General features: G+C 42.5%; 27 protein-coding genes. 9 read left to right on the top strand and 18 right to left on the bottom strand.

Going from position 1 to position 26,221, the window contains the following annotated elements; all coding sequences use genetic code 11:
* Positions 1–197: 197 nt before the first annotated feature.
* The 3 genes from FD723_RS17430 to FD723_RS17420 all read right to left on the bottom strand — a co-directional run bounded on the left by FD723_RS17430 (position 198) and on the right by FD723_RS17420 (position 3,259).
* Entirely contained in the window at positions 198–1,604 is a 1,407-nt protein-coding gene (locus FD723_RS17430; protein WP_179066443.1) for a 1-acyl-sn-glycerol-3-phosphate acyltransferase, read from the bottom strand.
* 170 nt (positions 1,605–1,774) lie between these two features.
* On the bottom strand, positions 1,775–2,215 hold the full coding sequence (locus tag FD723_RS17425; RefSeq protein ID WP_179066442.1) for a DUF2127 domain-containing protein: 441 nt from the start codon (positions 2,213–2,215) through the stop codon (positions 1,775–1,777).
* A gap of 648 nt (positions 2,216–2,863) precedes the next feature.
* A complete protein-coding gene (locus FD723_RS17420) occupies positions 2,864–3,259 on the bottom strand; it encodes a hypothetical protein (protein WP_179066441.1) in 396 nt (131 codons plus the stop codon).
* Positions 3,260–4,422: 1,163 nt separating this feature from the next.
* On the opposite strand from FD723_RS17420, the gene FD723_RS17415 reads away from it, so the two are divergent.
* A complete protein-coding gene (locus tag FD723_RS17415; RefSeq protein WP_179066440.1) occupies positions 4,423–7,173 on the top strand; it encodes a zinc-dependent metalloprotease in 2,751 nt (916 codons plus the stop codon).
* A 57-nt stretch (positions 7,174–7,230) separates the two neighbouring features.
* On the opposite strand, the gene FD723_RS17410 is transcribed toward FD723_RS17415, so the two are convergent.
* The 4 genes from FD723_RS17410 to FD723_RS17395 all read right to left on the bottom strand — a co-directional run bounded on the left by FD723_RS17410 (position 7,231) and on the right by FD723_RS17395 (position 12,408).
* The gene (locus tag FD723_RS17410) at positions 7,231–9,537 is read right to left on the bottom strand and encodes an FAD/NAD(P)-binding protein (RefSeq protein WP_179066439.1); all 2,307 of its coding nucleotides are present in this window, start codon (positions 9,535–9,537) and stop codon (positions 7,231–7,233) included.
* A 129-nt stretch (positions 9,538–9,666) separates the two neighbouring features.
* On the bottom strand, positions 9,667–10,575 hold the full coding sequence (locus tag FD723_RS17405; protein WP_179066438.1) for an alpha/beta fold hydrolase: 909 nt from the start codon (positions 10,573–10,575) through the stop codon (positions 9,667–9,669).
* A gap of 522 nt (positions 10,576–11,097) precedes the next feature.
* Positions 11,098–11,607 (bottom strand): HugZ family protein, encoded by a 510-nt coding sequence (locus FD723_RS17400; RefSeq protein WP_179066437.1) that lies wholly within the window; start codon positions 11,605–11,607, stop codon positions 11,098–11,100.
* A gap of 144 nt (positions 11,608–11,751) precedes the next feature.
* Entirely contained in the window at positions 11,752–12,408 is a 657-nt protein-coding gene (locus FD723_RS17395) for a DUF3386 domain-containing protein (protein ID WP_179066436.1), read from the bottom strand.
* A 100-nt stretch (positions 12,409–12,508) separates the two neighbouring features.
* Between FD723_RS17395 and FD723_RS17390 the strand changes: the two genes are divergently transcribed.
* The 3 genes from FD723_RS17390 to FD723_RS17380 all read left to right on the top strand — a co-directional run bounded on the left by FD723_RS17390 (position 12,509) and on the right by FD723_RS17380 (position 14,724).
* Positions 12,509–13,180 carry a LuxR C-terminal-related transcriptional regulator gene (locus FD723_RS17390; protein WP_179066435.1) on the top strand — a complete coding sequence of 224 codons (672 nt, stop codon included), beginning with the start codon at positions 12,509–12,511 and terminating at the stop codon, positions 13,178–13,180.
* A gap of 251 nt (positions 13,181–13,431) precedes the next feature.
* On the top strand, positions 13,432–14,133 hold the full coding sequence (locus FD723_RS17385) for a hypothetical protein (protein WP_179066434.1): 702 nt from the start codon (positions 13,432–13,434) through the stop codon (positions 14,131–14,133).
* 27 nt (positions 14,134–14,160) lie between these two features.
* Entirely contained in the window at positions 14,161–14,724 is a 564-nt protein-coding gene (locus FD723_RS17380; protein WP_179066433.1) for a Uma2 family endonuclease, read from the top strand.
* 147 nt (positions 14,725–14,871) lie between these two features.
* On the opposite strand, the gene FD723_RS17375 is transcribed toward FD723_RS17380, so the two are convergent.
* From FD723_RS17375 to aat, 4 genes are all read right to left on the bottom strand, one after another.
* Complete coding sequence (locus FD723_RS17375; protein WP_256874848.1) at positions 14,872–15,132, bottom strand: DUF5615 family PIN-like protein; 261 nt, start codon at positions 15,130–15,132, stop codon at positions 14,872–14,874.
* The gene (locus FD723_RS17370) at positions 15,129–15,353 is read right to left on the bottom strand and encodes a DUF433 domain-containing protein (protein WP_179066432.1); all 225 of its coding nucleotides are present in this window, start codon (positions 15,351–15,353) and stop codon (positions 15,129–15,131) included. Before FD723_RS17370 ends, FD723_RS17375 begins: the two co-directional genes overlap by 4 nt.
* 288 nt (positions 15,354–15,641) lie before the next feature.
* A complete protein-coding gene (locus tag FD723_RS17365) occupies positions 15,642–16,262 on the bottom strand; it encodes a hypothetical protein (RefSeq protein ID WP_179066431.1) in 621 nt (206 codons plus the stop codon).
* A gap of 41 nt (positions 16,263–16,303) precedes the next feature.
* Complete coding sequence (gene aat / locus FD723_RS17360) at positions 16,304–16,879, bottom strand: leucyl/phenylalanyl-tRNA--protein transferase (RefSeq protein WP_179066430.1); 576 nt, start codon at positions 16,877–16,879, stop codon at positions 16,304–16,306.
* Between the two features lie 103 nt (positions 16,880–16,982).
* Here aat and FD723_RS17355 point away from each other — a divergent pair, with 103 nt between their 5' ends.
* Positions 16,983–17,312 (top strand): hypothetical protein, encoded by a 330-nt coding sequence (locus tag FD723_RS17355; protein ID WP_179066429.1) that lies wholly within the window; start codon positions 16,983–16,985, stop codon positions 17,310–17,312.
* Positions 17,313–17,389: 77 nt separating this feature from the next.
* On the opposite strand, the gene rpsN is transcribed toward FD723_RS17355, so the two are convergent.
* The 6 genes from rpsN to FD723_RS17325 all read right to left on the bottom strand — a co-directional run bounded on the left by rpsN (position 17,390) and on the right by FD723_RS17325 (position 22,127).
* Positions 17,390–17,692 carry a 30S ribosomal protein S14 gene (rpsN, locus tag FD723_RS17350; RefSeq protein ID WP_012410383.1) on the bottom strand — a complete coding sequence of 101 codons (303 nt, stop codon included), beginning with the start codon at positions 17,690–17,692 and terminating at the stop codon, positions 17,390–17,392.
* 76 nt (positions 17,693–17,768) lie between these two features.
* Positions 17,769–18,440: an endonuclease III gene (nth, locus tag FD723_RS17345; RefSeq protein WP_179066428.1), complete on the bottom strand. Its 672-nt coding sequence runs from the start codon at positions 18,438–18,440 to the stop codon at positions 17,769–17,771.
* Between the two features lie 23 nt (positions 18,441–18,463).
* Positions 18,464–19,564 (bottom strand): RIP metalloprotease RseP, encoded by a 1,101-nt coding sequence (rseP, locus tag FD723_RS17340; protein WP_179066427.1) that lies wholly within the window; start codon positions 19,562–19,564, stop codon positions 18,464–18,466.
* Between the two features lie 116 nt (positions 19,565–19,680).
* Complete coding sequence (serS, locus tag FD723_RS17335) at positions 19,681–20,961, bottom strand: serine--tRNA ligase (protein ID WP_179066426.1); 1,281 nt, start codon at positions 20,959–20,961, stop codon at positions 19,681–19,683.
* Between the two features lie 153 nt (positions 20,962–21,114).
* Positions 21,115–21,315 (bottom strand): hypothetical protein, encoded by a 201-nt coding sequence (locus tag FD723_RS17330; RefSeq protein ID WP_179066425.1) that lies wholly within the window; start codon positions 21,313–21,315, stop codon positions 21,115–21,117.
* A 233-nt stretch (positions 21,316–21,548) separates the two neighbouring features.
* Positions 21,549–22,127, bottom strand: coding sequence for a DUF3611 family protein (locus FD723_RS17325; RefSeq protein WP_179066424.1), 579 nt, complete (start codon positions 22,125–22,127; stop codon positions 21,549–21,551).
* Positions 22,128–22,182: 55 nt separating this feature from the next.
* Between FD723_RS17325 and FD723_RS42170 the strand changes: the two genes are divergently transcribed.
* The 3 genes from FD723_RS42170 to FD723_RS17315 all read left to right on the top strand — a co-directional run bounded on the left by FD723_RS42170 (position 22,183) and on the right by FD723_RS17315 (position 23,763).
* Positions 22,183–22,347, top strand: coding sequence for a hypothetical protein (locus FD723_RS42170; RefSeq protein ID WP_218651739.1), 165 nt, complete (start codon positions 22,183–22,185; stop codon positions 22,345–22,347).
* A gap of 403 nt (positions 22,348–22,750) precedes the next feature.
* Positions 22,751–23,098, top strand: a complete 348-nt coding sequence (locus FD723_RS17320) for a PadR family transcriptional regulator (protein ID WP_179066423.1) — start codon at positions 22,751–22,753, stop codon at positions 23,096–23,098.
* A gap of 134 nt (positions 23,099–23,232) precedes the next feature.
* Positions 23,233–23,763, top strand: a complete 531-nt coding sequence (locus FD723_RS17315; RefSeq protein WP_179066422.1) for a cofactor assembly of complex C subunit B — start codon at positions 23,233–23,235, stop codon at positions 23,761–23,763.
* Between the two features lie 449 nt (positions 23,764–24,212).
* Here FD723_RS17315 and FD723_RS17310 read toward each other — a convergent pair whose 3' ends face one another.
* A complete protein-coding gene (locus tag FD723_RS17310) occupies positions 24,213–24,530 on the bottom strand; it encodes a DUF3155 domain-containing protein (protein WP_099100497.1) in 318 nt (105 codons plus the stop codon).
* 285 nt (positions 24,531–24,815) lie between these two features.
* Here FD723_RS17310 and FD723_RS17305 point away from each other — a divergent pair, with 285 nt between their 5' ends.
* On the top strand, positions 24,816–26,171 hold the full coding sequence (locus FD723_RS17305) for an ATP-binding protein (protein ID WP_179066421.1): 1,356 nt from the start codon (positions 24,816–24,818) through the stop codon (positions 26,169–26,171).
* The last annotated feature ends 50 nt before the right edge of the window (positions 26,172–26,221 follow it).

The raw sequence follows: 26,221 nt of genomic DNA, 5'->3' as shown, positions 1-26,221 counted from the left end.
CGATTCCGAGTTAAAAATGCAAAACCCGATAAGTATTGGGCAGAGGGGAAGGCTGCGCTTTCAAGGGTAGGTATTTAAAGGAGGTTGGGTGGAGGCTTTGCGTAACCCAACCGACAATTTTTTCTTTCTTTCGCTTTGTTCGTTCACGAGCATTTTGATTCTGAGTTCTGAATTCTTCAACTAATCATCTTCTCTCTTCAACTAATCATCTTCTCTAAAGCGATTTGCAAATTTTTTGTCAAATCGCTCACAGCTTGTTTAGCCGCCAGGCGATCGCCCTGACAATTCCGAAAGCGTTCTGTAACTGAAATTGGCTCCCCCACGGTGATTTGTGCCTGTCGCAGACCTAATCGAGGTCGTCCTGGAAGTGTTGTATCTTGAATTCTAGAAAGCATATCGAATACAAGCAAAGCTGTTTCTGCAAACCGTTCTGCCGTTGGTTTATCCTGAATATAAGTAGCTGTGACTGCAACAAAACTTTCCACTATCCGCATGTGTCGCATTCGCAAGTCTGCTTCCTCGGCAATCCAGTCTGCTAAACCGCGTTTGAAGGGTGCTAAAGCATTGATATCTGGCAAATCTTCTCGGTAAATGTAACTCCAGCCAGCCTCTTCTAAGCGGCGACAGCGGTCAATAAAATTACCCTGTCCTGGAACTTCAAAATATTGCTCGGTAACTTGTAAAGCCTTATCTAGTAAATGATGGAGTCGGGCAATTAATATCTGATTAGTATTAGCAGATTCATCCATTGAGATGGTTTTGGGGATGTCTTGATGATAAAAGCGACGATAAAATTCTTCCATCTCGGTAATCAGATATTCAGCCAATCTATAGAGGCGTTGATAGTAAATCTCTTCGCGATTACCCGAATCAATTTCCAAAACTTTCAAGCCGCTATCAGCTTCTAACTTACTCAATAGCCAATCTAGTTTAGACCAAGGTGGCTCAACGTAACTATATTGGATAGCGATCGGCACAACGATCACAGTCTCAGTCCGGTTGGCTTTTTGTAAGTCTTCTACACACCAGAACCCCATTTGAGCAACACCAGGTTCTAAGGGGCTAACAATACCACTATGACCATTAGTACCGCCTTCTGGTGCTACTGCGATCGGTAGTTCGCCATTAGCAAACAACTCCCGTGCAGTTTGGATTGCTTGCCGATCTAGTCGTCTACCACGACGAACCGGCACACCTCCCAACTGAGAGAACAGCCAACCTAGCCACTTTCCCGCCCAAACTGTCATACCGCGATCATAAAGAAAATAGCTGTGAACTAGGGATGGTAATGTAATCCCTTTTTGACGAGCAACTTTTGGCACAATCCGAGAAAGCAAATACAACATACAGAGGGGATCTTCCACCTCTGGGTGGCGAAATGCCAACAAAAGGCGAATTTTTCCAGCCTGGAATTGTTGATAAAGTTCAGCTAATACCTCAACATTCTTGGCTTCAATTTTGACAATCCCAGCCGGTAGCCAAGGGCGAGTACGAAACCGTAGTGCGATCGGCAATAACCACCTAACAATTTGGAGTACCAGCGGGTTCAACCGTTGGGGAATAAATTTTAGTGGTGGTTGAGTACACTGAATCGATCTAGGCAAGTCGCTCTCCCGATTGTATTTCTAGCGATTGTACAACGTGGGGTCTTGGTTTTGCGTAAACCGGTAGCCTCTTGTCGTCAATCATTTCAATCCCCATATCTCGCTATTTTGCTTACTCAGCCCTCTTGAACTCTCCAAAATAAACCCTAAAGGTGAATCAAAAATTAATTTTAATGTTTAGGAAAATTTCGGAGTAAATAACCAAATACAGCTAAATTCAAGACAAAAACAAATACTTTTATCAGAGATATTCCCCGAATCAATTCATAAATCTCTGGTGGAATACTGATACCGACAAGCACTAATACCAATACGTGTGCCCAACGCTTTTCGTACCATAAACCAACTGCTTCAATAGCCGTAACAATAGCATAGATTCCTGTTCCAATACCACTAAATGCCAGAGTTCTAGGATTTAAGTTAATAACTTTCCTTAAAAGCCAATCAATAATTATCGATTTACCTTCTAAAACATAGTCTTCTGAAAATGCCTCTAGAGTTTGATAATTTTTTAATGTCAATAATAAAGCGATCGAAGTAACCATAAGCAGCAAGGCGGCAAATGATTTGTAAAGAACAATTGCCACTAACCCCAATGGACGCTTTTCCAAACAACCCCCTAAGTATATTAAATGAAGAGTACTGAGTTAAAAGACCACCCACAAGGGGCGGGGCTTGTACCAAGTACATAAGTGCTGAGTAGTTTTTTACTTACTCAGCACGGGCTAAATGCCTCGCTACCATTAACAGCACTCAGGACTGAGTATTGTCAAAAATTAATTAGCTGGCTTGGGATGATACCAACTCAGACGCTTATTGTAGCAGTAGTTGATGGAAGCATCTCACCTTTGCATATTCGTTAAATTACTGACGATATGTCATTGCGTTGGCGTAAGCCTTAGCAGGATATGCAACGAAGTGGAATCTACCCCTACGGGGATCTTGCGATGCGTAGCATCTCCAAGAGTTGCGATCGCAAAGCTTTGGGATTGCTGCGCTCCGCTCCCAATGACAAACCTCGTTTCCAGCTAGAGGCTGAAAACGAGATATATGTCTAAAAGGTTGTCTAGACTGGCTTTTAGCTTCAGTTGACACCTAGCCTACTAGCTACCAATAAAGTGTAGTAAGCTGTCGCGTCTGCAAATTGCATCACAAGTATGATTAGGCAAAACCTGTAAATCCTCTCCCTTGCTCCCAGCAAGAACTGCTCGCCTGCTGCCTCAATGTGCAAACTATAAATCACAACAGCTTAACGCTATTTAGCGTCCAACTTGATTAGAGATATTTTTGCCTGTCTGCGCCGCACTTTCCCCTACATCACTAGCAGTTTTTTGAGCGCCTTCTACATACCCAGATCCGAATTGTTTAAAGGCTTCTGCTGATTCTTCACCAATTTTTTGAAGTCGTTTTCCAGGAGAACCTTCCGTTTCACGAGCTTCTTTATTCCACTCGCCTATTGTTTTTGGTCTTTGAGAATCATCTTGCTGTAACTGTTCGCGAACTCTTTCACCTAAGGCTTTGTCGTTATGCCCATAACCAACATTCGTTGTCAGCATTAGAAAACCAGCTAGGACAACAGTCAACAAACTTTTTATCTGAAGTCCTTTAAGCAGGGAACTGATGTGACTAATCGTCCGAGAAATCAAATTTGTCATGCCAATTAGCTTGTTTTTTGAAGTACAAATAAACATTAACTATAAAAAAGTGATTATCCTTCTAACAAAAGGCATATCTCAGTTATGAAAAATATTAGATGAGACTATGCCAACATCTGAGAACAAATTAACTAAATCAAACCATAGGATTTCTGTATGTTAACTTTTTTCATATATTGCTTGATTTTGACATCACCCAAGCGAGAGAAATTGGTGTACATACTTTTGCTACTATACAAAACTACAGCCAATCACTCAAAATCGGTTTGTGGTTGACTAGTACAATACGGCGTAAATAAACCACCCATTTAAAATAGTCAGAAAGCTTACAAAATAAGCATTCTTTCTTTTTTCTTTTTCCTTTTTCCTTCTTGTACTAGATTGCTCTCAATACTTTTCGGGTTTTGGGAGAAAGGGGAAGGGGTAAAGGTAAATTCAAACCCTTACCCCTTCCCCTTTAACCTTTCCCCAGATCAAAAGAGAGATTATTGGGTTTATCCGAAAAGTATTGAGATTGCTCTATTCCATCCTGGCTAACAAATCCAAGCGATTTTCATCAACCTGGTGAAAGGACGATAACTAGGCAAAAATGCTGATTTTCTGTTGGAATAAGGCTTTAAAGACTATTGAGAATAATTGAGGATGCAAGAAAACGGTTGAGATTAGCATAAATCTCCAAAATTCATCCGAAAAAAGCATTTATCTGCTTAATAATAGCTTTCTCAGAAGTCTTACTCTTGGTTTATAAATCATGCTTGAGATTCCTTCAACTGCCAAATGTAGCACCAAATACATTTTTAATGCTACATTTGGTTTTTAATACAGGTAGAAGTAAAAAAAACATATATCTTTAGATGTAAAACTTGTCTATCTTAAGACATAGATGCTTAATGGACAATTTCTAAAGAGTTACTAATAACAATCAATAGTCACATGACTTTTAGCTAGTGCGCTGTGACGGAATTTTGTCTACCTTTAACAAGTTGCTCGATCGACTTGTCTGTTAATTGAGATGGTAGCTGTATTTCTGCTGTACTAGAGGCCTTGTTTATCTGATGAGTGGGTTTATATCGTAATCCCTAGATATTGGAAGGGCTTACAGACGAAAAACTACTCGACATTTTTCTTTAACACGAGAACTGCTTCAGGTGGAAAGCCAAAGGATGAAATACTGGATAACGAAATTAGCAATCTGTATAGTATTAATTTATGGCTTGTTGCTATCAACTGATTACGCAGAAGCAAACGAACTTCCAAATATTTCTCATCCTGATGTACAGCAACTAAATGCACACCCAGAAGTTGAAAACTTAGCGAGTCCTGACAATAATCTTACTGAGATTAAAAAGGAAGATTTTTGCCGATTTAATGGCATTGTGAATAGGATTGATAAACTAGAGGGACTCTTCACACTTTATTGTAGTGAAGATTCAGGCAAAATCTACTTAGAACTTAAACCAGAGCAGCTAAATAAAGACTATCTAGCGATAGTGACATTGGAATCTGGCGTTGGGGAAAGTGGGATTTATAGTGGATTACCTCTTTCAGATTTTATCTTCTACTTCCAACGAGTAAACAATAGATTGCATTTTGTTGTGCGAAATGTTAAATTCCGTACAGAAAGTAGAGCAGAACAGCGATCGCTTGCTCGTTCATTTAGCGATTCCGTTCTTTATTCACTCCAAATAGCTACTATTGATCCAAAAAATCAAAACATTCTGATCGAACTGAATGAACTGCTAATGCAGGATTTTCCGGGATTAACTCCCCTATTGAAATATTCTTTGCAGGCTGATTACCGCTTAGATGCACGCAAGTCTTATTTTGGTGATGTTAACAGCTTCCCAGAAAACGTAGAGATTGATTCGATTTACGGTTTTTCATCACTAGAAGGATCGAATTTAGTCAGCGTACCTGATAGCAGGGCACTGACTCTGAAGGTACACTACAGTTTTTCTCAACTGAGAGAAAACAATGGTTATATTCCCAGACTTGCCGATGACAGAGTGGGATATTTTATTACTGCTTTCCAAGATTTCTCTAATAAGAATCCTCACGAATCATTTGTACGTTACATCAATCGCTGGCATCTAGAACCATCCGATCCAAATGCCCCTTTGTCTCCACCCAAAAAGCCAATTGTATATTGGATTGAAAATGCTGTACCCCTAGAGTACCGCGATGCGATTCGTGAAGGCGTTTTGATGTGGAACAAAGCATTTGAAAAAGCCGGATTTCAAAATGCCATTCAAGTGCAGCAAATGCCAGATGATGCTGATTGGAAACCAGCCGATGTACATTACAACACTATTCGCTGGTTCAATTCTTTAGATGCAGGTTTTGCTAGAGGGCCAATGCGCGTCAACCCATTCACAGGGGAAATATTGGATGCAGATATCATCGTAGATGCCAATATGGTGCGCTTAGTTCAGCAAGAATATCACGCATTGATGGAAGTCAATTCATCATTAAGGACAAACCCATGTCAAGAAACGGCAGAAGGACACGGGGATGCGGAAAAATTCCTGGATAAATTCTCCGCATTATCTTCCCCGGCTCTTTTCTCCTCTGAGTTCTGCTATAGTGTAGAGTCTTCAAATCAAGCAGCTATAGGAGCGCTGGCGTTGTCAGTTTTGCCAAATGCTACACCCAGTAGTGAAACAATGAAGGAGTATGTGCATCAATATTTGCGTTCGATTATTGCTCACGAAGTCGGGCATACTCTGGGTTTGCGCCACAACTTTCATGGCAGTACCATGTTAGCGCCTGAAGAATTAAATAATACTGAAATTACTCACACCAAAGGTTTAGTGGGTTCGGTGATGGACTATCTACCTGTGAATATAGCACCGCAGGGAGTACAGCAAGGTGACTATTTCCCCGGAGTTGTTGGCCCTTATGACGAATGGGCTATTGAGTATGGTTATAAAAGAAACCCATCAGCAGCGCTTGAGGCGATTATTCCAGAATCAGAAAAAAGTTTTTTAGATCAAATTGCACTAGCGTCACCTCAACCAGAATTATCTTACGCAACTGATGAGGATATCTGGGACATCAATCCTTTGGCAAATGTCTGGGATATGAGTAGTGATGTGCTGGTTTATTCGCAGTGGCAAATGGATAATGCTCGTTTTATGTGGCAGCGTCTTGACAAGGGTTATCTATTGAAAGGAGAAAGCTATAGTAATCTACGTTTGAAATTCAATCGAGTACTTAAATATTATTTTCGGAACGCCACCTTACTTTCTAAATACATTGGTGGACAATCGTTTCAGCGTCTCCATACTAATGATGATGCTGCTTGGACATTTGTACCAGTTTCACTTTTAAAACAACGTCAGGCGTTGACAAAATTACAAGAGTATGTATTCGCTGAGAATGCTTTCAGCTTTTCACCCCAATTGCTGAATCAACTAGCACCGTCGCGCTGGGAACATTGGGGTAGTCCTGTACCTAACAATCGCCTTGATTATCCAATTCACGATCGCATTTTGAGTTTCCAAAGTTCGATATTGCGATCGCTATTAGACAGCGATCGCCTAAATCGGTTACAAGATATAGAATTAAAAACTCTGCCTGGGCAAGCTCTTTCTATTCCAGAACTGTTAGACACTCTACAAACAGGCATCTGGACAGAAGTTTTAACCCCAGGAGAACCAAAGCCAATTTCTAGTATCCGCCGTTCATTGCAACGAGAATATCTAAATATTTTGCTCCAGATGATGCTGGGTACTACCAATACACCTGAAGATGGGCGGACATTGGCTTGGCATGAATTGCGCCAACTGCAAAAAGCCATTGATGTCAGACTCAAACAAATTGGTGAAAGCCCTGATATTTATACCTTAGCCCACTTAGAAGCTTCTGGCGATCGCATCACTAAAGCATTAAATTCGCAGTTACTCTCTAGGTAGCAACAGGGGGCAGGGGTTGTTTGTCCTTCATCTCCATCACTCATTACTCATTACTCACTAAATATACATGGCAAAGTAGTCCTCATAAATTTCAGTATTGGTTGATAGGGTTTGTTCTACTTTTTCACGATCTACATCAATCGCCAAAGTCGTACCATTGCTTAGACTTCCTTCCGGCATGAAATCGCCACAGTATTCATTGGCGGGTACGGCTTCGTTCATCTTTTTGGGATAGCTCAAACCCAGATGGCTCATAATTGCAATAAATTGATCGCGGGTGCGATTGGCAAATCGGGGATTGAGGCGTTTTTCTTCGCCAATAGTGGAAACAGTTCGCCCTTTGTAGTCATGGGCGGGATAAACCTGGGTTTCCTCTGGGAGAGTAAATAACTGTTGCGTCACTGTATCGTATAGAGTACCCGCATCGCCCGATTGAAAATCTGTGCGTCCACAACCGCGAATCAATAAGGCATCCCCCGTTAACAGATGGGTATTGTTGACTAAATAAGCTAGATGGCTGTCAGTGTGCCCTGGTGTTGCGATCGCCTCAATCCGCACCGTCCCCACAATTAAGGTTTCGCGATCGCTAAGGGAGTGATCCGCAGACTTAGCAGTGGCATTTTGGGGCACTATTACCTGACAACCTGTTTGCTGTCTCAGTTTACCAGCACCAGTGATATGGTCAGCATGGATGTGAGTTTCTAAACAGTAGCGGAGACTCAACCCCAAGTCATCCAGCACTTGTAAATCACGGTCAACCTGCTCCAATACTGTATCTACCAGCACTGCATCTTTTGTCTTACTGTCCGCAATCAAATAAGTGTAAGTGCTGGATTCTGGGTCAAAAAATTGGCGAAACAATAGCGTTGACTGGGGTATGTTGGCTCGAAGGTCGCCGGAATTTTGTTCAGTGGCGCGAGAAATGGGCGAAACGGGACGCACCCGCACAGGTAGCGATTGCAACACCGTTGCCGCCAATACCTGAGCTTGTTCGCGCAGTTCGGGGACAGCGATCGTTTCCCACAAATTGCCTTTGCGTGGCGTGCCCAAGGTATAGAATAGGCTTGAACGCTTGCCCTGAGCATCTAATACAGCACCATCAGCGGCAGTATCCAAACCCAAGCCGATATCGTTGGGGCGGATCAATCCTTGGGTGCGTAAATTAGCAATTAGGGATTGGGGCGATCGCTGATAATTTGCCTGTACCCCGGTGCAATTTACTACGCGGCTAACTTGCAAGACCTGATTCGCTTGCGTTTGGCGTTGGCGAATGGTTACAGCCACCGCGTTAGGTGTTGTTTGATAATCCTGAATCCGCCCGGCGGTAATAGTTAGTTGCCCAGAATCCAGCATTGCTTGGACAACCTTACCAATTTCGGGGGCAATTCGATGCCGATGCACATCCCAATAGGGGGTAGCATGGCGCAAAAGCCGTTTTTGCTCCACGCGGGGCAGTTGTTGCCATAGTTGTTGAGTGATGGGACGCAGGGAATCAATCACCGATCGCCAGTTGTAGCCTTGCACTACCGCCGTCTGCACCTCACGGCGAATGCGCCGCAGCAAGCCCCGAACTGTTTTCGGAGCGGTATCTGGGGTCAAAAATGCGGGGTAGGGTTTAGTCGATTGATGCGGTAGCGGAAACAAGCCCCGGCGAGACACGGCATAAATTTTACCCCGATGGTTGCGACTGTGGAGTGACACCACCATATCCACCATCGTCAGTCCAGTACCAATTAGCAATACAGCTGCATCCGGCTCAAGCTCTGCCAAGGCCTCGGCTGACCAGGCATGACGCAGGTAGGGAGTGTCATTATCCTCAGAGGATTGCGATCCAGGAGGGGCGGAAGGTGCATTTCCCAGAGCCAATACAATTTTGTCTGCCACAAAAGTACGGCTGCTACTCAAGGAAACGATCGCACCTTTGGCTTGTGGCTCCACTGCCACCACTTCATCAATAACGCGCTCCAATCGGACGTTACTTGATGCTGTGGCTTCAGCTTCCTCCAAAATCGACTGGATATAAAGCCCGAATATCTGGCGGGGAATAAAGCTGCTGGCATTCAAATCGCTGGGCAGAAATGCCGCCAACTCACTGCGGTTATAGTTTAACCAGCGCAGCAGATGACTGGGATCGTCAGGAAAGGCACTCATCTTGCCTGCGGATACATTCAGCAAGTGGCTGATGGTGTCGGTGCTGTAGGCGACTCCCTTGCCAATGTCGTGACTGCGCTCAATCAGTTTAATCAACAAGGGGCGGTTGACAGTTTTTAACAGGTGAGCCGCTACTAGAGAACCACTAAAGCCAGCGCCAATCAGCGCGATCGTGGTGGTTGAAGGATGTGCTATCAGGACATTAGAATGCATCACAGTGCTAGATAGAGTGTATGGTAACTATTTTGTCAATTAATTTAAATACTATATACCTATCGGTTTTTAGTGTATTTTTCCAGTAGTTGTCTATTTTAACTTGACCATGAAAATGTGTCCTAACTCTTAAAGATACCGCTGCAATAAACCAATAAAAACTTCTGGAATTTCCAAATGAGGTAATATTCCGGCATCTGCGATCGCAGTAAAATCTCTAATTGCCCTGGGATTTAAATTTGCCAAGCGTTGCCCTAGTTTGATGTTAGTAAATTGTGCTTTCTCTCCCCAAAAAATGACGGTGGGAATTGTCAGTTGTTGAATATATAAACTCAAGTCAAAGTAAAGATCGCCCCGCAAAAATGCCAAGGCGGCAAATTTGGCATTAGGCTGTTGTGCAGAAGTTAAATAAGCCTGTACAATCTCTGGGGATAGTCGTTGTGACTTAGCAAAGAGAAAACTTTGTAAAAAATTGCGGACTGCAATTTCATTTTCAGCCCCAAGCATATAAATCAAATTGTCCAATAGAGGCGTATTGATTACCGAAAGCGGAAGTCTGCGTCCAGCACCCTCTCCAAAATCATCAAATCCAGAGGGGGAAACTAAAAACAGTGCTTTAAATAAATAGGGTTGAACAATAGCGAGGCGAATCGCAAAAGCGGCTGTGAGAGATGAGGCTACCACCGTCACAGGCTGGCGACAAGTTTGGATGATAAACTCTGCGATCGTGCTGAGATAATCCCTAATTTTATAATCCCGAACTGGATGGGCCGAGTCTCCCCAGCCGATGAGATCGGGGGCTAAAATGCGGTAATTAGAGGCAAAAGCTGGGTAAACTTTTGACCATTCATAAGCAGACGCACCACCACCAAAGTTATGGAGAAACAGTAGTGGGGGTAAATCTTCAGTATCAGCGATGGCGGAGCCATCGCCAGGGGCGAACGCCCAAGGGGCAGTTGTTTGGGTATAGTAAACCATTGCCCCCAAGGATGTATGGATGATTTTATGTCCAAAGCCAGGAGGTTGAAACTGAAGCATAAAATTAAAAAATTTAGTTTAGTAAAAATATCCCTAGACTTGGCGAATTGAATGAGACTGTTGGCAAATTAATAGGAGGTCTAACCCATCATTCCTCATTACTCTGATTTGGGTCCGTTTCAACGGACTTGAACTATTAGCCTGAAATTTATTTCAGGGCGGGAAAGCAACGCCAAACCAATGTTTTAGGGGTGAGGGGTCAAACCCACCGTGAATTGACCAACAGTCTCATTGAATTGCGGCTATACGAGACTTTACCCACCTCTGTGGGTTTCAAATTCTTAGGGACTTCCAAATAAAAAAATATTCAATTAACTCTTGTGGGGTGGGCAACATGAGCGCCCAGTTTATATGGCGGGCAAGATGCCCACCCCACAATATTGGATAATTTATTTCTTGGAGTTCCCTTAGAGTCCTCGCAGGCGGACTACCCTGCGGGAAGCCGCAAAGCGTCTATGTTTGTGTAGCTGCGATTTCTAATCGCCAGATATATTTGCTAATTGATAATTTATAATTCATAATTTATCCTTGCTTTTTCTCGGCATCTCCTGTGATTTGCACAAGTTGATGGAGGTTATTACCACTAATATGATAAGCTCCCCCAAAACCAACTACAAAACGACCTTCACTTGGGGTTAGCCGAAAAATCCGAAAGTCAGACAAGCCGCGTAAAACCTCGATAATTTCACCAAACCGCCCTTGAAATTTCTCAACAATTTGATTCCAATTGTCAGTTTCACGCTCGATCAAAGTTGCCGTACAATCAAAACTCAAACGACGACGGGCAAAAATTAGATTACTCTTAGCTTCATCCTCGATAAACAAGACACTAATATGAGGATTGGCATAGAGATTTTTGGTATGAATCGAAAGACCACTGACGTAAATGTAGATATTTTTGGAATCATCCATTACAAAGGGAGCATAACTAGCATTGGGTATTGCCTGTGCGCTCACGGTGCTAATGATTACACTCTCAAAAGCTTCAGGAAACTTTTCGTACTCAGCTTGAATGTTTTCAAGTTGACTCATAAGTAAATTACCGCTAGGAACACCTAATTAAGTATCCTAACGTGATTGAGCAATGTCTACGATCCAGAGAATGTACAAAAAATAAAAGCGATCGCTCCCTTTAACTCAAGAGCGATCGCTAATTTTTAGATTAGAGAATACAGCTTAAGCAGCAACAGGTTCCAACAATTTGATATCAGAAAAGATAAATTCCTGAGTAGAAACTTGTCCTGCTGTCTCGGTGCGAATCTCCCGACGATTTAGAATGAAATAGTCACCAACTTTTTCATATTCATCAATAAATTCGCTTCTACCACCCTTTTGTTCCCCAGTTTTGGGGTCATGATACACAGAGTCATAGCGGTGGGACAGGTAGCCTTCGCCAGTGTCGTGACTGCTGAAGGTGTCAATGGTCACAAAAGTTCCGTGAATTAGACGGTGAACATGGCAGACTTCATTATTGCGGACTTTGTATTTATCGCCTTCAGCCTTACCACCCATTAAAAGTTCAACCGCACCAGTTTCGTCAGTTTTACCATAGCTAAAAGTATTGGCGCTGTGGGTATCTTCAAAGCTGCGGCGGACGCGGTGAATTGCTATCTCCCAAGCTTGACCATGAATTGCTTTCTGGGCTGACTCATCATCTACATCCAAAACTTCGGCTTTGAGATTGGCAGTAATGATAACTTTGCCTGTAAACACTTTATCATCATGCTTGTAGGTAATATTTGCAGTATAACCAGGGAAATTCTTGTCCCAAGTATAGCGGTTTTCATAAGCAGCCCGGAAAAGTTCCTGAGCAGAGAGTTGTGTAACTGTCATGTGCTTCTCCTAGTCGCTACTGTAATTAGCGTTTTAGTTTCCTTGGTATTAGCATAGAAGTAATTGTTGAGGCTTGGATAGTCCCCAACTGGGTACACTTATGGCTAATTCTCTACACGCTGTATTTCATGCGATCGCCAATGTCCAGAATGAGCAAGAATTAAGACTCGCTCTGACGGATAAAATTAGCGAGCATTTTGGCGTGCAAAATTGGGGTATTTATCTCCTAGATGAGCAGCCAACCACTGAGATTAATCTTTCAGGCATTCCGGCTGTATGCTTAGAGAGCAATCCAGTGGGGCGCTATGTTGTTGAACGTCATGCTCCCGCCCATGAGCAGCTACTATTATCACCAGGAGACTGGAAGCATTTTTGTTCGCGTTCCGATCACGAACACGTCATGACTGGGCCAATTGTTTGCGATGGTCGTCTTGTCGGAACCCTTAACTTGGCTCGTGACAAGGGAAATCCGGCCTTTAATGGCAACGATTTAGCTGACTTGAGCGCTTTATGTATTCATTTGTCAGCAAAAATGGCAACCCTACGGACAAAACCCAAAATATCCAATTCCCTTTTAGTGAGTCCTCTAACAACGCGTGAGTTAGAAATTGCCGATTTGGTGGCGCAGGGGTTAACGAATGCAGAAATAGGGGAAAAACTCTGGATTACGCAAAATTCCGTCAAACAAGCCTTAAAAAGGATGTTTCGGAAGTTGAAGGTTTCGGCACGTGCAGAAATGGTGGCAAAGCTTCAAGACATACAAGTTTCATAACTATATAGCAACAAATTAAGATCCCTGACTTCTTAAGGAAGTCAGGGATCTTAGCCTTGCGGTATTTGCAAATCAAATAGGATTGCTATAAGATTGTTGAGCTAATTTAAATAAAAACTTTTGTTTTTGACAGTTTTATTTTTTGGACAATAGTAATATAAGTCGTGGATAAAGTCTTTGACAATTAAGACTTGGTGATAATTTAAGTAAGTTCTAGAGAACTTAGTTAGTTTTTTAACAGGAGAAGTAGGGTGCTTAACAACCTTCATCAGTTATTATCTCCCCGTCAGTGGGGAATTTCCCTCGCGGGCTTAGGCTTACTTCTCGGTTTGGGCTTTATAGCCAAGCAGACTCAAGTAATATCATTTACAGATTCTCGATTATCATCGGCTCAGATTAACAAAACCTCTGAAAACTCTCTTTTGTCGCAGTTGAGGAAAGTTCGAGAGCAAAGAAGTCAACTTCATACGGCTTCTGGAGATAGAGAGGGTTTTTTCCATAAGAGTGGAAAAACAGTACCTACAACCACAGCGCTAGTTCCGGGCGATCAGGGAACTACAAAAAGCGCAAGAGTTTTACCAAAAGCAAATTTTCCTGCACAAGATGGGATTTACCTCTATGGGCAATCCCCAAAACCAAACCAGCTTGGTCAAGGTTATATCATATTTCAAAAGCAGCAGGATAAGGTAACGGGTGCATTGTATATGCCCCAATCAGAGTTTAATTGTTTTCAGGGTACAATCAACCCATCAGGAGAATTGGCAATGACGGTTAATACTTCGTCAAATGAAGCCAACTCTAATCAATCGAATCAGGTAGCTACAAGCAGTAGACTGCCCAAAATTAATGATGATGAGTCAAATTCTTATGCTTACTCACTGGCTCTGCAAGACTTTTATCGCTTAAATTCTATCACTGCTAGCGATCGCCGCACGTTGCAAATGTGCAAATGAAAAATGAGTTTTTGACAGCAACCTGAAATGGTACAGATCCCTGCTAAAGCCCTGACTCTAAGTGAATTCCTGGATCTGCCAGAGACAGAACCGGCCAGTGAATACATTGATGGGCAGATCATCCAAAAACCGATGCCGCAAGGAGAACACAGCGCCATTCAGACCGAGTTAGCACCTGCAATTAACTTGGTAGTAAAACCCAAACAGATTGCACGAGCATTCTGTGAGCTTCGCTGTACTTTTGGCGAACGTTCAATAGTGCCTGACATTTCTGTGTTTACGTGGGATAGAATTCCCCGTAAAGAAAATGGTGGGATTGCTAACGTTTTCTCAATTGCTCCAGATTGGACAATTGAAATTCTATCTCCCGATCAAAGTCAAACTAAAGTTACCAAGAATATTTTGCATTGCCTGAAGTATGGAACTCAGATGGGATGGCTGATTGATCCTAAAGAACAATCTGTGTTTGTCTACTTGCCAGATCAACCAACCACTTTTTACGAAGAAGTTGGAACAAAGTTACCAGTGCCGGAATTTGCTCAAGATTTTAGTCTGCCAGTAGAAGGTTTATTTAGCTGGTTGCTGGAATGACTATGGTTGAATGTGGAACAAAATCTTAGGTTTATGCTAAAGAATCTAATCTATGGCGAGTGTATACCTTTAATCCCCTCTGATTTCGACTAACGCTTCACCAGATTGCAAAAGCTCTAATGCTTCTGGTAATGTTGAATTCAGAATCTATTTCAATCGGTCATTTGACGTATTGCCACACGTCAACCAGATAACTTGTGGCGGTGTTCCAAAACGATCAACTAAGTCAGCAAAATCACTGTCTTTGGTCATGAGGATGACTCCTGTAGCCCTCGCTGCCTCGAAAATATTAGCATCTTCGGCATCTCTCAGCCCAACATCACGCAAAGCTAATGCTGTTATGCCGAATCTGATGGTGATCCAAGTTGCAATTGCAGGTGACAGATGTGCATCTATCCAGATCGTCATGCGACCAAAACGGGATGATTGAGCTTACGTGAAGCGTACACAAGTGCTGCTTTGAGATCATCCGCTTCTAGATCGGGCATTTCTTCTAGGATTTGTTCGGCACTCAGTCCAGCCGGAAACAAGTCGAGTACATCTGATACCCGAATTCTCATGCCCCGGATACAGGGACGACCACCACACTGTTTGGGATTAACTGTAATTCTTCCAAGTAAGTCTGACATAGGGTTTCACTCGGAGATAGTCTTTAACCCAGTATATGTAAAGTAGGGGCTTCTTAGTTGCAAATGTTGAATTGCTGCCAAAACTCATAACAAGGCTAGTTTTGCGACTATTATGTTTAGGGTAGCTTAAGAAACTTCAGGTGCAGTAGGTTTGTTAGACTGCGATCGCACTTTTCATCGTGGAAGTGGTTAACATTATGAGTGGAAAAATTATGTTGGCTTTCCTAGCGTTAAACAAACTTATAATATTAGCGATCGCACTCAGCCGAATCTCCGTACAGCTAACTTTTAAAATAACACAGCGTTTATTATTTCAATACTGAATCGAGCATTTTTGCATGTCACACTATGCCATTCCTCGTCATCCATCTCGTTATAGTGTAGGTAGCCATCGCGGAATGAACAAACACGTTTAGGTTCAAGAAGCAATAATTCCCAAAACGCCTTGGCAATACGTTCATAAATCTCAGTTGATGAATCGTCTGGATAAAAACGCAGTTCAGCGCTAAGGTTGTAGTCTCCACAAATGAATGGGTATGCTATCCAGTCTCCATTTGACCCTAGCTCACAAGCCACGAACATTTGCTCTATGAGTGCATACTTGTAGTCTGGAATAGACAAGCTTATCAAAATATTAGAACCAAATACGGCTGGAATTCTAGCCCGCACCCACACTGCATTAACTGATTCTCCAAATAAATCGTGGCATCTCTGTAAAATACTTGGAGGTTGTCCCTCAATGTAGTCCGAAAGAGAAAACATTGGATCTTCTCCAACCCTCTGATACGAGATGATTTCTAGTTCGCTACCCAAGTCACCCAATAGCGCAATAAAAACAAACCCACCATACTGGGCGCATTGCCCAAGAATCTGATGAAACCATCCATGTTTGATAACAATGGAAACCATTAATCAAACTACTTCTTCAATATTAATAATCTTGTCCTTATTTATACTAAGTTACAAGCACGTTGCAAGGCTTGCTCAAGTAAAGATTGATATTCTTTATCCCCAACCCGATAAGCACCAAATCGTTCCAAATGGGGATTCATCATTTGGGCATCAAAAAACACAAATTGCCTCTGACGCAATCTTTCCACCAACTTTACCATCGCTACCTTTGAGCCTTCGGGAATACGGTAAAACATCGACTCACCAATGAAAGCACCGCCAATCACAATCCCCAAAATTCCCCCAGCTAATTCGTCACCCTGCCAAGTTTCAAAACTAAAAGCATAACCACTCTGGTAAAGTAGCCAGTAAATCTTTTCCAATTCCGGTGAAATCCAAGTTGTCTCTCTGTCAGCACACCCAGCCACCACAGCTTGAAAATCCCGATTAATCGCTACAGTAAACCGTTCTTGATTCAAGACACGCTGCAAAGACTTGGGGTAACGAAACCGTTCATCCAAAGGAATCAAAGTCCGATCGCGACTTCCGTACCAACTTAGGCGATCGCGCTCATCAGCCATGAGAAAATAGCCTTGTGCATAGCCCTCAACAATAGCGGCGATATCATATTGCATAAATAAATATAAAAAAAACACTCTTAGAAACGCAATTTGATGCTAAAGGTCAACCTCAGCGTTCCTCTGCGTTTCCCTCCGCGTCCCTCTGCGTTAAAAAAAGATGACTCAACCAATCCCACCCATCACCCTACCACCGCCCGAAAACCCTCTACTCGAAGGTGAATGGTTACGAGAACGCTTACAACGGTGGCTAGATACAGAATTTATCCCCGAAGCAGTCAACCAAAATATTGCCCAACGAGCCGCACAGATTTTTGTGCGTCAACGGATGGAAGGAGAAGATGACCTTGGTTCTCTGGTAATTGCCATTGTCACAGAGATGCAGTCCTATGATTTTTCTAATAGCTTTTACGGAGAGTTTGCGATCGCCAACGCCGTCAGCGATCTACTCTTAGAAAGTCTGGGAATTGATAAGTGTTGTGGTCAATAATATTTTGTCATTTGTCATTTGTCCTTTGTCATTTGTTCTTTACCAATGACTAATGACTAATGACTAATGACTCTTAACTACCAGCTAGACTTAACAACTCCAGGTAAAAGACCTTCATGTGCCCATTCCCGTAGCACGTTCCGAGACAACCCAAAATCGCGGTAAACACCTCTAGAACGACCAGTCAACCAGCAACGGTTGCGGTGGCGGGTGGGCGCACTATTCCGGGGTAGCTGTTGAATCTTCCGGTGGATTTCTAGCTTATCCAAAGGAGATGCTGCACTTCTGAACTCTTCTAAGAGAGCTTCCCGCTTGTCAGCATACTTTTCTATCAACCTAGTGCGCTTTTTCTCGCGCTCAATCATGCTCTTTTTAGCCATATATTCTCTAACTTATTTAAAGACACCGTTTTCCATTCTACAGTCTCTCCATCAATTCTGGGGTTACTTGTGTCGCTTACCCTACAACCACTGGCTGATTTGCAGCAGGACATAAATCGGCAAGCTCACAAGCAACACAAATTGGAGAGCGTGCTTTACAAATAGCACGACCGTGATAAATCAGCCGAATTGACCAATTTTCCCAATCAGGCTGCGGCAATAAACCCATTAAATCTTGCTCAATGCGAACGGGGTCTTTGGCTTCAGTTAAACCCAAACGTCCGCTGAGGCGCTTGACGTGAGTATCTACTGTCACGCCAGCGTTAATGCCATAAGCATGAGCTAAAACTACATTTGCTGTCTTCCGAGCCACACCTGGAAGCTTTAACAACTGTTCCATTTGATTAGGGACAACAGAGTTAAACTCACTTACAATCATCCGACAGGCGGCTTGAATGTTTTTAGCTTTATTATGATAAAACCCTGTGGAACGCACCAAACTTTCTAATTCTACCAAGTCAGCGATCGCTAAACTCTCAGCATCAGGAAACTTACCAAATAACGCTGGTGTCACCTTATTCACCCGCTCATCAGTACATTGAGCCGAGAGAATCGTTGCTACCAATAGTTGTACAGGCGTTGAGTAGTTCAAAGAGCAAGTAGCATCTGGATAAAGACGCTTCAGACGAGCTAAAATTTCTAGCGATCGCTTCTTTAAAGGTAAAAGTTTCTTTTCCCTACTCCCCACTCCCTATTCCCCGCTCCCTATTTTCACTGGAACAATTTTTGTACCCACTCCAATTGACTAGTTAATTGAGTGGTTTCTTTAACAATCAGAAAAATTCCTAACCCTAAGAGTAACACCAAACCGGTTTGCATTACACCTTCTTGAATTCGGGCAGGTACAGGCTTACCGCGTAAACCTTCAATTAGCAGAAAAGCGAGTTGTCCGCCATCTAAAGCGGGTAAAGGCAAAATATTGATAATAGCCAAGTTAATGCTGATAATTGCCGCAAAAGACAACAGGTTTGCACTATTATCCTCAGCTAATTTCGCACCTATTTTGACGATATTAACTGGGCCAGAGACTTGTCCAGCCGTTTGTTGAAAGTTGGTAATTAACTGCCCAAAACCGCTGAGTGTTCCAACAAATAATTGTTGAAATCTATTAGCAGCAAGACCAAAAATTTCAAAAGGACTATTAGGACGGCGATAAACTGCCGTAGCATTTGGACTAAGTGCCACACCAACTACACCTTTGCCATCTGTTCCTAATTTTGGTGTTAATTTCAGGGATTGTTGTTGGTTTTCACGCAGAATTTTCAGTTCGATTTGCTGATTGGGATGAGTTTGAATTTCTTTTGTCAGCAAAGGAGTTGATTTATCAGAAGCCGGGAGTTCTTGACCGTTAACAGCCAGAATAATATCTCCTTCCCGAATTCCTGCTTGATAGGCAACAGATTCTTGATTAACAGGCTGGACAACGACACCAGCTTGATAGGTTAATTCCTTGGGAATGCCGACAATACCCAATTGCAGAGCCAACACCAAGTAGGCAAATATTAAATTGGCGATTACTCCGGCACTGATAACTATCGCCCGGTCTAAAACTGGACGGTTACGCAGCAGATTTGGGTCATTGGGTGGAACATCGCTATCGGGGTCATCATCGGGAAAGCCCACAAAACCGCCCAAGGGAAAGGCGCGGATAGCGTATTCGGTTTGTGAACCTTGGTACTTCAAAAGAACTGGGCCAAAACCCAAAGAAAAACGGTTAACGAGAATGCCTTGAGAACGTGCTGCAACAAAATGCCCCAACTCGTGTACCAAGATCAAAACAGCCAAGACTGCGATCGCTGCTAAAACTGACATAGAGTAAATTGTGAAGATATTAAGCTATAGTTATCTCCATTCTAATTGGGCATTGGGTATTGGGTATTAGTCATTGGTCATTGGTAAATAACAAAGGAAAAATGACTAATGACAAATTACAAAACTTCACGTCCCAAGTAAGGTTGCAATACTTCTGGTATCTTCACCGTTCCATCAGGCTGTTGATAATTTTCTAAAATTGCTGCCATCGTCCTTCCCACCGCCAAACCCGAACCATTAAGGGTATGTACGAACTGAGTTCCTTTCTTCCCCGCCTCTTTGAAGCGAATATCAGCCCGTCGTGCCTGGAAATCTATAGTATTGGAACAGCTAGAAATTTCACGGTATTTGCCAGAAGAGGGCAACCAAACCTCTAAATCATAAGTTTTGGTAGAGGCAAATCCCAAATCTCCAGTACTTAAATTTACTACTCGGTAAGGCAACCGCAACGCCTGTAAAATTGCTTCTGCATTCCCTACCAATTTCTCCAGTTCATCAAAAGACGTACTGGGTTCGACAAATTTCACCATTTCCACCTTGTTAAATTGATGCAGGCGAATTAATCCCCGCATATCGCGCCCATAACTACCAGCTTCGCGGCGAAAACAGGGAGTAAAGGCACAGTGGTAAATAGGCAAATCTTCAGCAGCAAGAATTTCACCCCGATAGAGATTTGTAACTGGAACTTCCGCTGTCGGAATCAGCCACAAGTCATCATCAGCGCATTTAAAGCTTTCTTCCGCAAACTTGGGTAACTGACCGGTCGCCGTCAAAGACTCGGTATTTACTAACAGTGGTGGACTAACTTCTACATACCCAGCTTGAGTATGGAGACTGAGCATAAATTGAATTAATGCCCTCTCCAATGCCGCACCAGCACCCATTAATGTCACAAAACGACTTTGGGCAACTTTTACAGCTCGTTCAACATTGAGAATACCCAGCTTTTCGCCAATTTCCCAGTGAGGGAGAATATTCGCATTTTGGGGAATGTATTCATCACCCCAACGGCGCACTTCTACGTTATCTTCCTCATTCTTTCCAAGGGGTGTAGAGTCGCTTGGTAAGTTGGGAAGTGCCAAGACAAGTTGAGCAATTTCAGCTTTGAGGTCTTTTTCTTGGGGTTCCAGTTGACTCAGCGTCGCTTTAACAGAGTTACCTTCATCCCGCAAAGCTTGAATTTCTGGGTCTTGAGGATTGATCCCAGATTTAATCTTCTGTCCGACTATTTTACCAATTTCGTTGCTCCGGGCTTGGAGTTGACTACGTGTCCCCTCAAGTTCCCGTTGTTGCCGATCTAACAGTAATATCGGTTCAATGTCGTATTTACCACTACGACTATTCAATCTCTCTTGAACGAATTGCGGATTTTCCCGTATTTGCTTGATATCCAGCACAGATTTTTCTCAGTTTTTAGCCTATTATCTACCTGCCAACACATCAGCATATACTGATTTTGGCTTTGTATGAGCAGAAAAGCAAGCATTTAAATTTTTCTAGCCCTGGCAAGATTGGCAGGTCTAGAAAAATTTAAAATCCAAAATTTGGGATTAATCTTCCGATTTTCGAGACTCCTGAGTGTTTGCAGGTGAGGGTAGCCAGTAGGCAAGTACACCTGATAAACCACTCCAGTAGACTGCCTGGTTTTGGCTATTATTGCGTTCCATAAAGATTAGGGAACTACACAATCCAATCATCAATGTACTAAAAAGTACTTGTATACCAAATTTCCATATCTCTAGTTTGTTCATAGTGTCAGACCTCCAAGAAAGATTAATTCACCCTGATAACGGTTCTAATATCACTCTTTAGATGGGTGCTAATATAAGTAACTGGTATTAGTCTTCACACCGTAATTTAATAATTTCGGAAAATTACAATCAACATATTTGAATTATTGCCATACAACCTCTAAAAAAGAGGAGAAAAGAAGTCAAAAGAATTACTGATTTTTGACTATTACCTTTTCTTCTGACTCCCTTTTCTAAGGTCGGTTAATGCGATTGAGTAACCAAAGTGATGCCACCAGCCCTGCAAAGTGCGCTGAGACAGTGTTGGTGTTTGCCTGTACTACAAGCATATCTAGACCGCTAATAATCCGGGTAGGGTCAAAAAATTGGGTAGTTATCGCTTGTGGAGATATGGATCGTGCTACCAGTGTGCCAACGATCGCCTGCGCCCCCAAAAGAGTCACTAGCGTTCCCCCTAAATTCACCCACACCCCTAAGCGTAATACTTGCACAGTCTCGCTTTTCCGAGGGCGGTTGCTGGGATTGGAGGATTCTAATTGCTTGCCAATTCTCGTGTAACGGTAAGCTAAATAAATCCCCCCACCCAAAACAACCAGTCCACAAATTGCTAAAAATACACCAAAGCCAGTCCCAGGATTATTACTAGGACTGCCAGTTCTTTGATTAAAGACGGCGAACAGCAGCACAATTATGCTAGAAACAACGCCTAGTACTAGCTGAATCCAGAAGCTAATCCAACCTGTCATGCGAAAAGTTTGGGCAATTGCCCGCAGAGTTGAGGAAGATGATGGGGCATCAGGAGTTTGTGACATAGTACCAATGTGCTGCGCTTGATTAAGGGACAAGAGTAAACAGGAACGTGGGGACATGGAGAGTTCTTTACCCACCTCCCTTGTGTCTTATTTGATAAATTTACTATCACACTTGCCACAAGAGACAAGAGATTCTCTTGTCGAGGAAACCAGCAATGGTTGCTACTTAAGTGTTTTCACTGGCGTAGCAGCTTTAACCCAGACATATCCTTTAGCGTAAGCTTTGATAATCCGCACTGGGAAAATTACTGTAAAACAAAGTGTTTATTAACATTTACAGACAAAATAGCATTTTACCTGTAAAATTTCTTCGATGGCATTTTATTGCTTAAGCTGTTCTAATCACTTTGGCATCACTTAACACCAAGATAGTGACTTCGCCACTGTCTGTTCGCTCCTCAACACACTGTATCGAGCTTGGGTAGGGATACATTATTTTGTACCCCTAAAACTCGCAAACTCTTCCCACAACTTCACAGATGTGGGTGATTATTTGGTGTTTACGCAATGGATATCTAGTCTAAGTAGCTTTATATGTACTACTCACTTAGCAGTAGCACTGTATACTGACTACAAGGATTGTAGACCTTACCCTAAGGCATTTTTTTAGCCATTCACTAACCATGAAACTTGAGGATATATATCATTTTTTTGAGAATCCTCCGCCAACTTACCTTTGTCAGGAACTTGCAGTTTGTTACATACTGTCTGTTTTATTACAAGGTGAATCCTACGGAACCGAGTTGATCGAGCAATTAGAAACTGAGTATCCCATCTATCGACTTTCAGATACCGTACTTTATAGTGCAATCAAATTTCTGGAAGACCAAGGAGCAATCACTGGATATTGGAAGAAACTCGAAGGACGGGGACGCCCCAGGCGGATGTACCAAGTTTCTCCCGAATGGCAAGTTCAAGCTCAGGATTTAGCTTTTCTTTGGCAACACTACATTAACGGGAGGACAAAGTAATAGGATTTTAGATTGTGGAAGAGTCGCTAGTAATCGCTTTTTGGCGCTCTATTTGTCGCAATCATTGTTCAAATTGGTATAACGAATAATTGATAATGAATAAGTCTCCTCCAGTCAAACATTAACAATTCGTTATGGATACTGCTATTCTGCCATCTACGTTCCTGCTAACCTTGTTGTTATCGGTTGGGCTGTTTTTCTTTATTCGTGCCTCGACTAAAGACCGCACAGAAATAGTGCAACTGGTATCCGAGCAAGACGAAGCTGCTTTGATGTCTCAATTAAAAGAGTATTTTCGATCGCGGTCTTACCGAGTGGCAGCGGTAGACCGAGAACAAAACCAAGTGACTTTTGAAGGTTTTGTTCGCCCCAGCTGGTTCTTAGCTATATTCCTAACTTTACTCGCAGCTACCGGGATTATTTGTCTATCTCTGGTTGTATACCTGCTTTTTCCTCGCTTGAGTACCGTTGTTCTGGCTATGGTTCTGCTGTCGCCTTTAAGTGGTCTATTTTATTGGAAAAAGTCTGGAAGACTTGAGAAGGTGTCGCTCAAAGTAGAAACAACTCAGAACGAACAAACCTCCTCAAGTAGGATCACTGTAGTTGCCCATCGAGATGAACTCAGTGAGTTGCAAAGGACTCTACAGCTAAAGCCTGGGAAATAATTGTTGATTTTCGTGACCATCTTTTAACTATGATATGCAGACTTCTGACCTGACCTACTCTTTAGGCAATGGAAAGTAGGAAGGAGGAAATCAAGACCAGTGCTTTGTCAGTTTTCCCCACGACTTGTGTCGCGGGGAAAAAATTTAAATTCATTAACTTAAATTCATTGACAGAGCTTTCTCAATATCTACGGTATAAGAGCGCAACTTCACTAGCACTTTTAGACGCGCCTGGCTCCATACCAACTCCCTTCTGCATCATCAAAATAGTATCAACCCATGCAATCTAGCGTGGTTTGAGACAGGTTTACTTTCCAACTACCTGGACTAGATTTACTGGCAATCAGCTACAAACTAAAAAAAAATTAAATTTTGCATAAACTTAGCAATTTTGCCAGTTAATGATAGTCAGGAGCCACATTCAATGCCTAAGATGACCATTTATAGGTTCACCTACCAGCTAAAGCAAGAGGTTCCTGACCTGGCGAAGGTTCTAACACCCTCAAACTAGGAAACAAGAAATGGTTTTCCTCTACGTATTGAGCACCAAACAGTCCCTTTTCTGCCCAGAAATAACGATCTGTAGTGTGTTCATTTCGCTTTACGAGTAGCAATGCCGGTGGCAAAATCCCTTCAGCTTGAATGAATCTTCTCGCTGCTGTCACAGGCTTTTCTTCGCCACTTTCGATGCTATATTGAGGCACGTGTTCCAAGATGCGCCGTCCTTCCTGACGACGACGGCTCTTCCTTTTGCGTCTCCTTGCCAATCTATTGTCCTCCTCTTTCAAGCTATAGATTGTAGTGATAGCTACAAAATCCGTCGTCATTATATAGGTTCTAGTTCAGAATATCAATAGTTTTTAACCTTTTAATATAAGAAAGTTAATATCTTTGAAAATAGAGAAAACAAAATCACCTAAGAATATAATCCCTTAGTAGAAACCATCTCTAAGAAAATTTTAGTTAAGCTTTATTAAATGAGTGAGGTAAAAATTAAGTATCCTCTCTTACATCATGCCTCAAAATCTATAATCTTGAGCAAGAGCTAAAAAATGTTAATGTCTGCCAGTTCAGATTTTCTTGCTCTGTGTCGAGAGCAAATAGCACTGCTAACCCAAGGGCTGGGAGCGACTTTAAGTATTGTGTACTTAACACAAGAATTGGTAGAGACTCCTGCCGGCGATGCAAAACTTATTCCTGTGGTGATTTACCCAGAAACAGCATTATTACCGCCAGGGGAAGAGACTGCTGAAGCGATGGCATACAAGCAACTTCAATTTGGAAATGTGTTTGTATTACCCAATCATCAGGGAAGGTTATTGACAGCAGGTTTAGAATCTCCAACTTCGTCGCGGGAGTCTGAGATACCAGATGCGTCTCAACCCGATCTAAAAGAGGAATACCTACTTAGTGGCAACCAAATTGTTTTACCTTTGGTCTATGAGGGTGTGATGATGGGGTTACTAGTGACAGGTAGGAAAGATCGGGCATGGAATGAACATGAGCAAAGTCAGATTCAACGAATAGCCCAAACATTAGCGATCGCATGTATTTTAGATCAGAGACGAGCCTGGTTTGAGCAGCAGTTGCGTGAGCAACAAATTCTTCAAGAAAAACAGCGCGATTTGCTGGATAACCTGTTGCATCAGTTTCGTAACCCATTAACGGCGTTGCGGACTTTTGGCAAACTGCTGTTGAAACGACTAAGACCAGCAGACGCTAACCGAGATGTGGCAAATAGTATTGTGCGGGAAAGCGATCGCCTCCAAGAATTACTGCAACAATTTGAGCAAGTAATTGACTTGACGGAGGCAGATTTAGCACCATTACATTTGACAGAAGATGAAGTATTTGTAGAAGCAACTATCCAAAAAGACGCGAAACCGCCGCTATTATTGCCGGGAACGGGAGATAAAGCAGTTGACTGCTCACTAACAGATATATTAGAACCATTATTAATATCAGCCAAAGCGATCGCCCAAGAGCGAAAGCTAAAACTCATAACTGAAATTCAACAAAATTCATCTCTAGTACGTGCCAACGTCAAAGCATTACGAGAGGTGTTAACTAATATTATTGATAATGCTTTAAAATACACTCCCACTGGTGGCAAAATTTTGATTCAGGCGGGGCAAAAAAAAGCGAATTTTCAGGGAATAGTCATTAGTGATAACGGCCCTGGAATTCCACCCCAGGATTTAGAACATCTTGGAGAACGGCATTATCGGGGCGTACAAGCGCAAACAGAAATCCCCGGTACAGGTTTGGGGTTAGCGATCGCTAAACAATTAATAGAGCAAATGCAGGGCGAAATCGAGGTTTTCAGCCCTGCAATCAACTCTAAACTAACTTCACCCAATGCACCGGGAACTACATTTATTATTTGGTTGCCGGAAGTTGGAAAATAGTTAGGAGTTAGGAGTTTGAAATTAAAAACTGGCTTCAATTCATAACTCCT

Origin of the sequence: Nostoc sp. C052, assembly GCF_013393905.1 — a bacterium.
Taxonomy (GTDB): Bacteria; Cyanobacteriota; Cyanobacteriia; order Cyanobacteriales; family Nostocaceae; genus Nostoc.
Note: the sequence above shows the minus strand (reverse complement) of the source record. Positions and strands in the feature narration are given on the sequence as shown.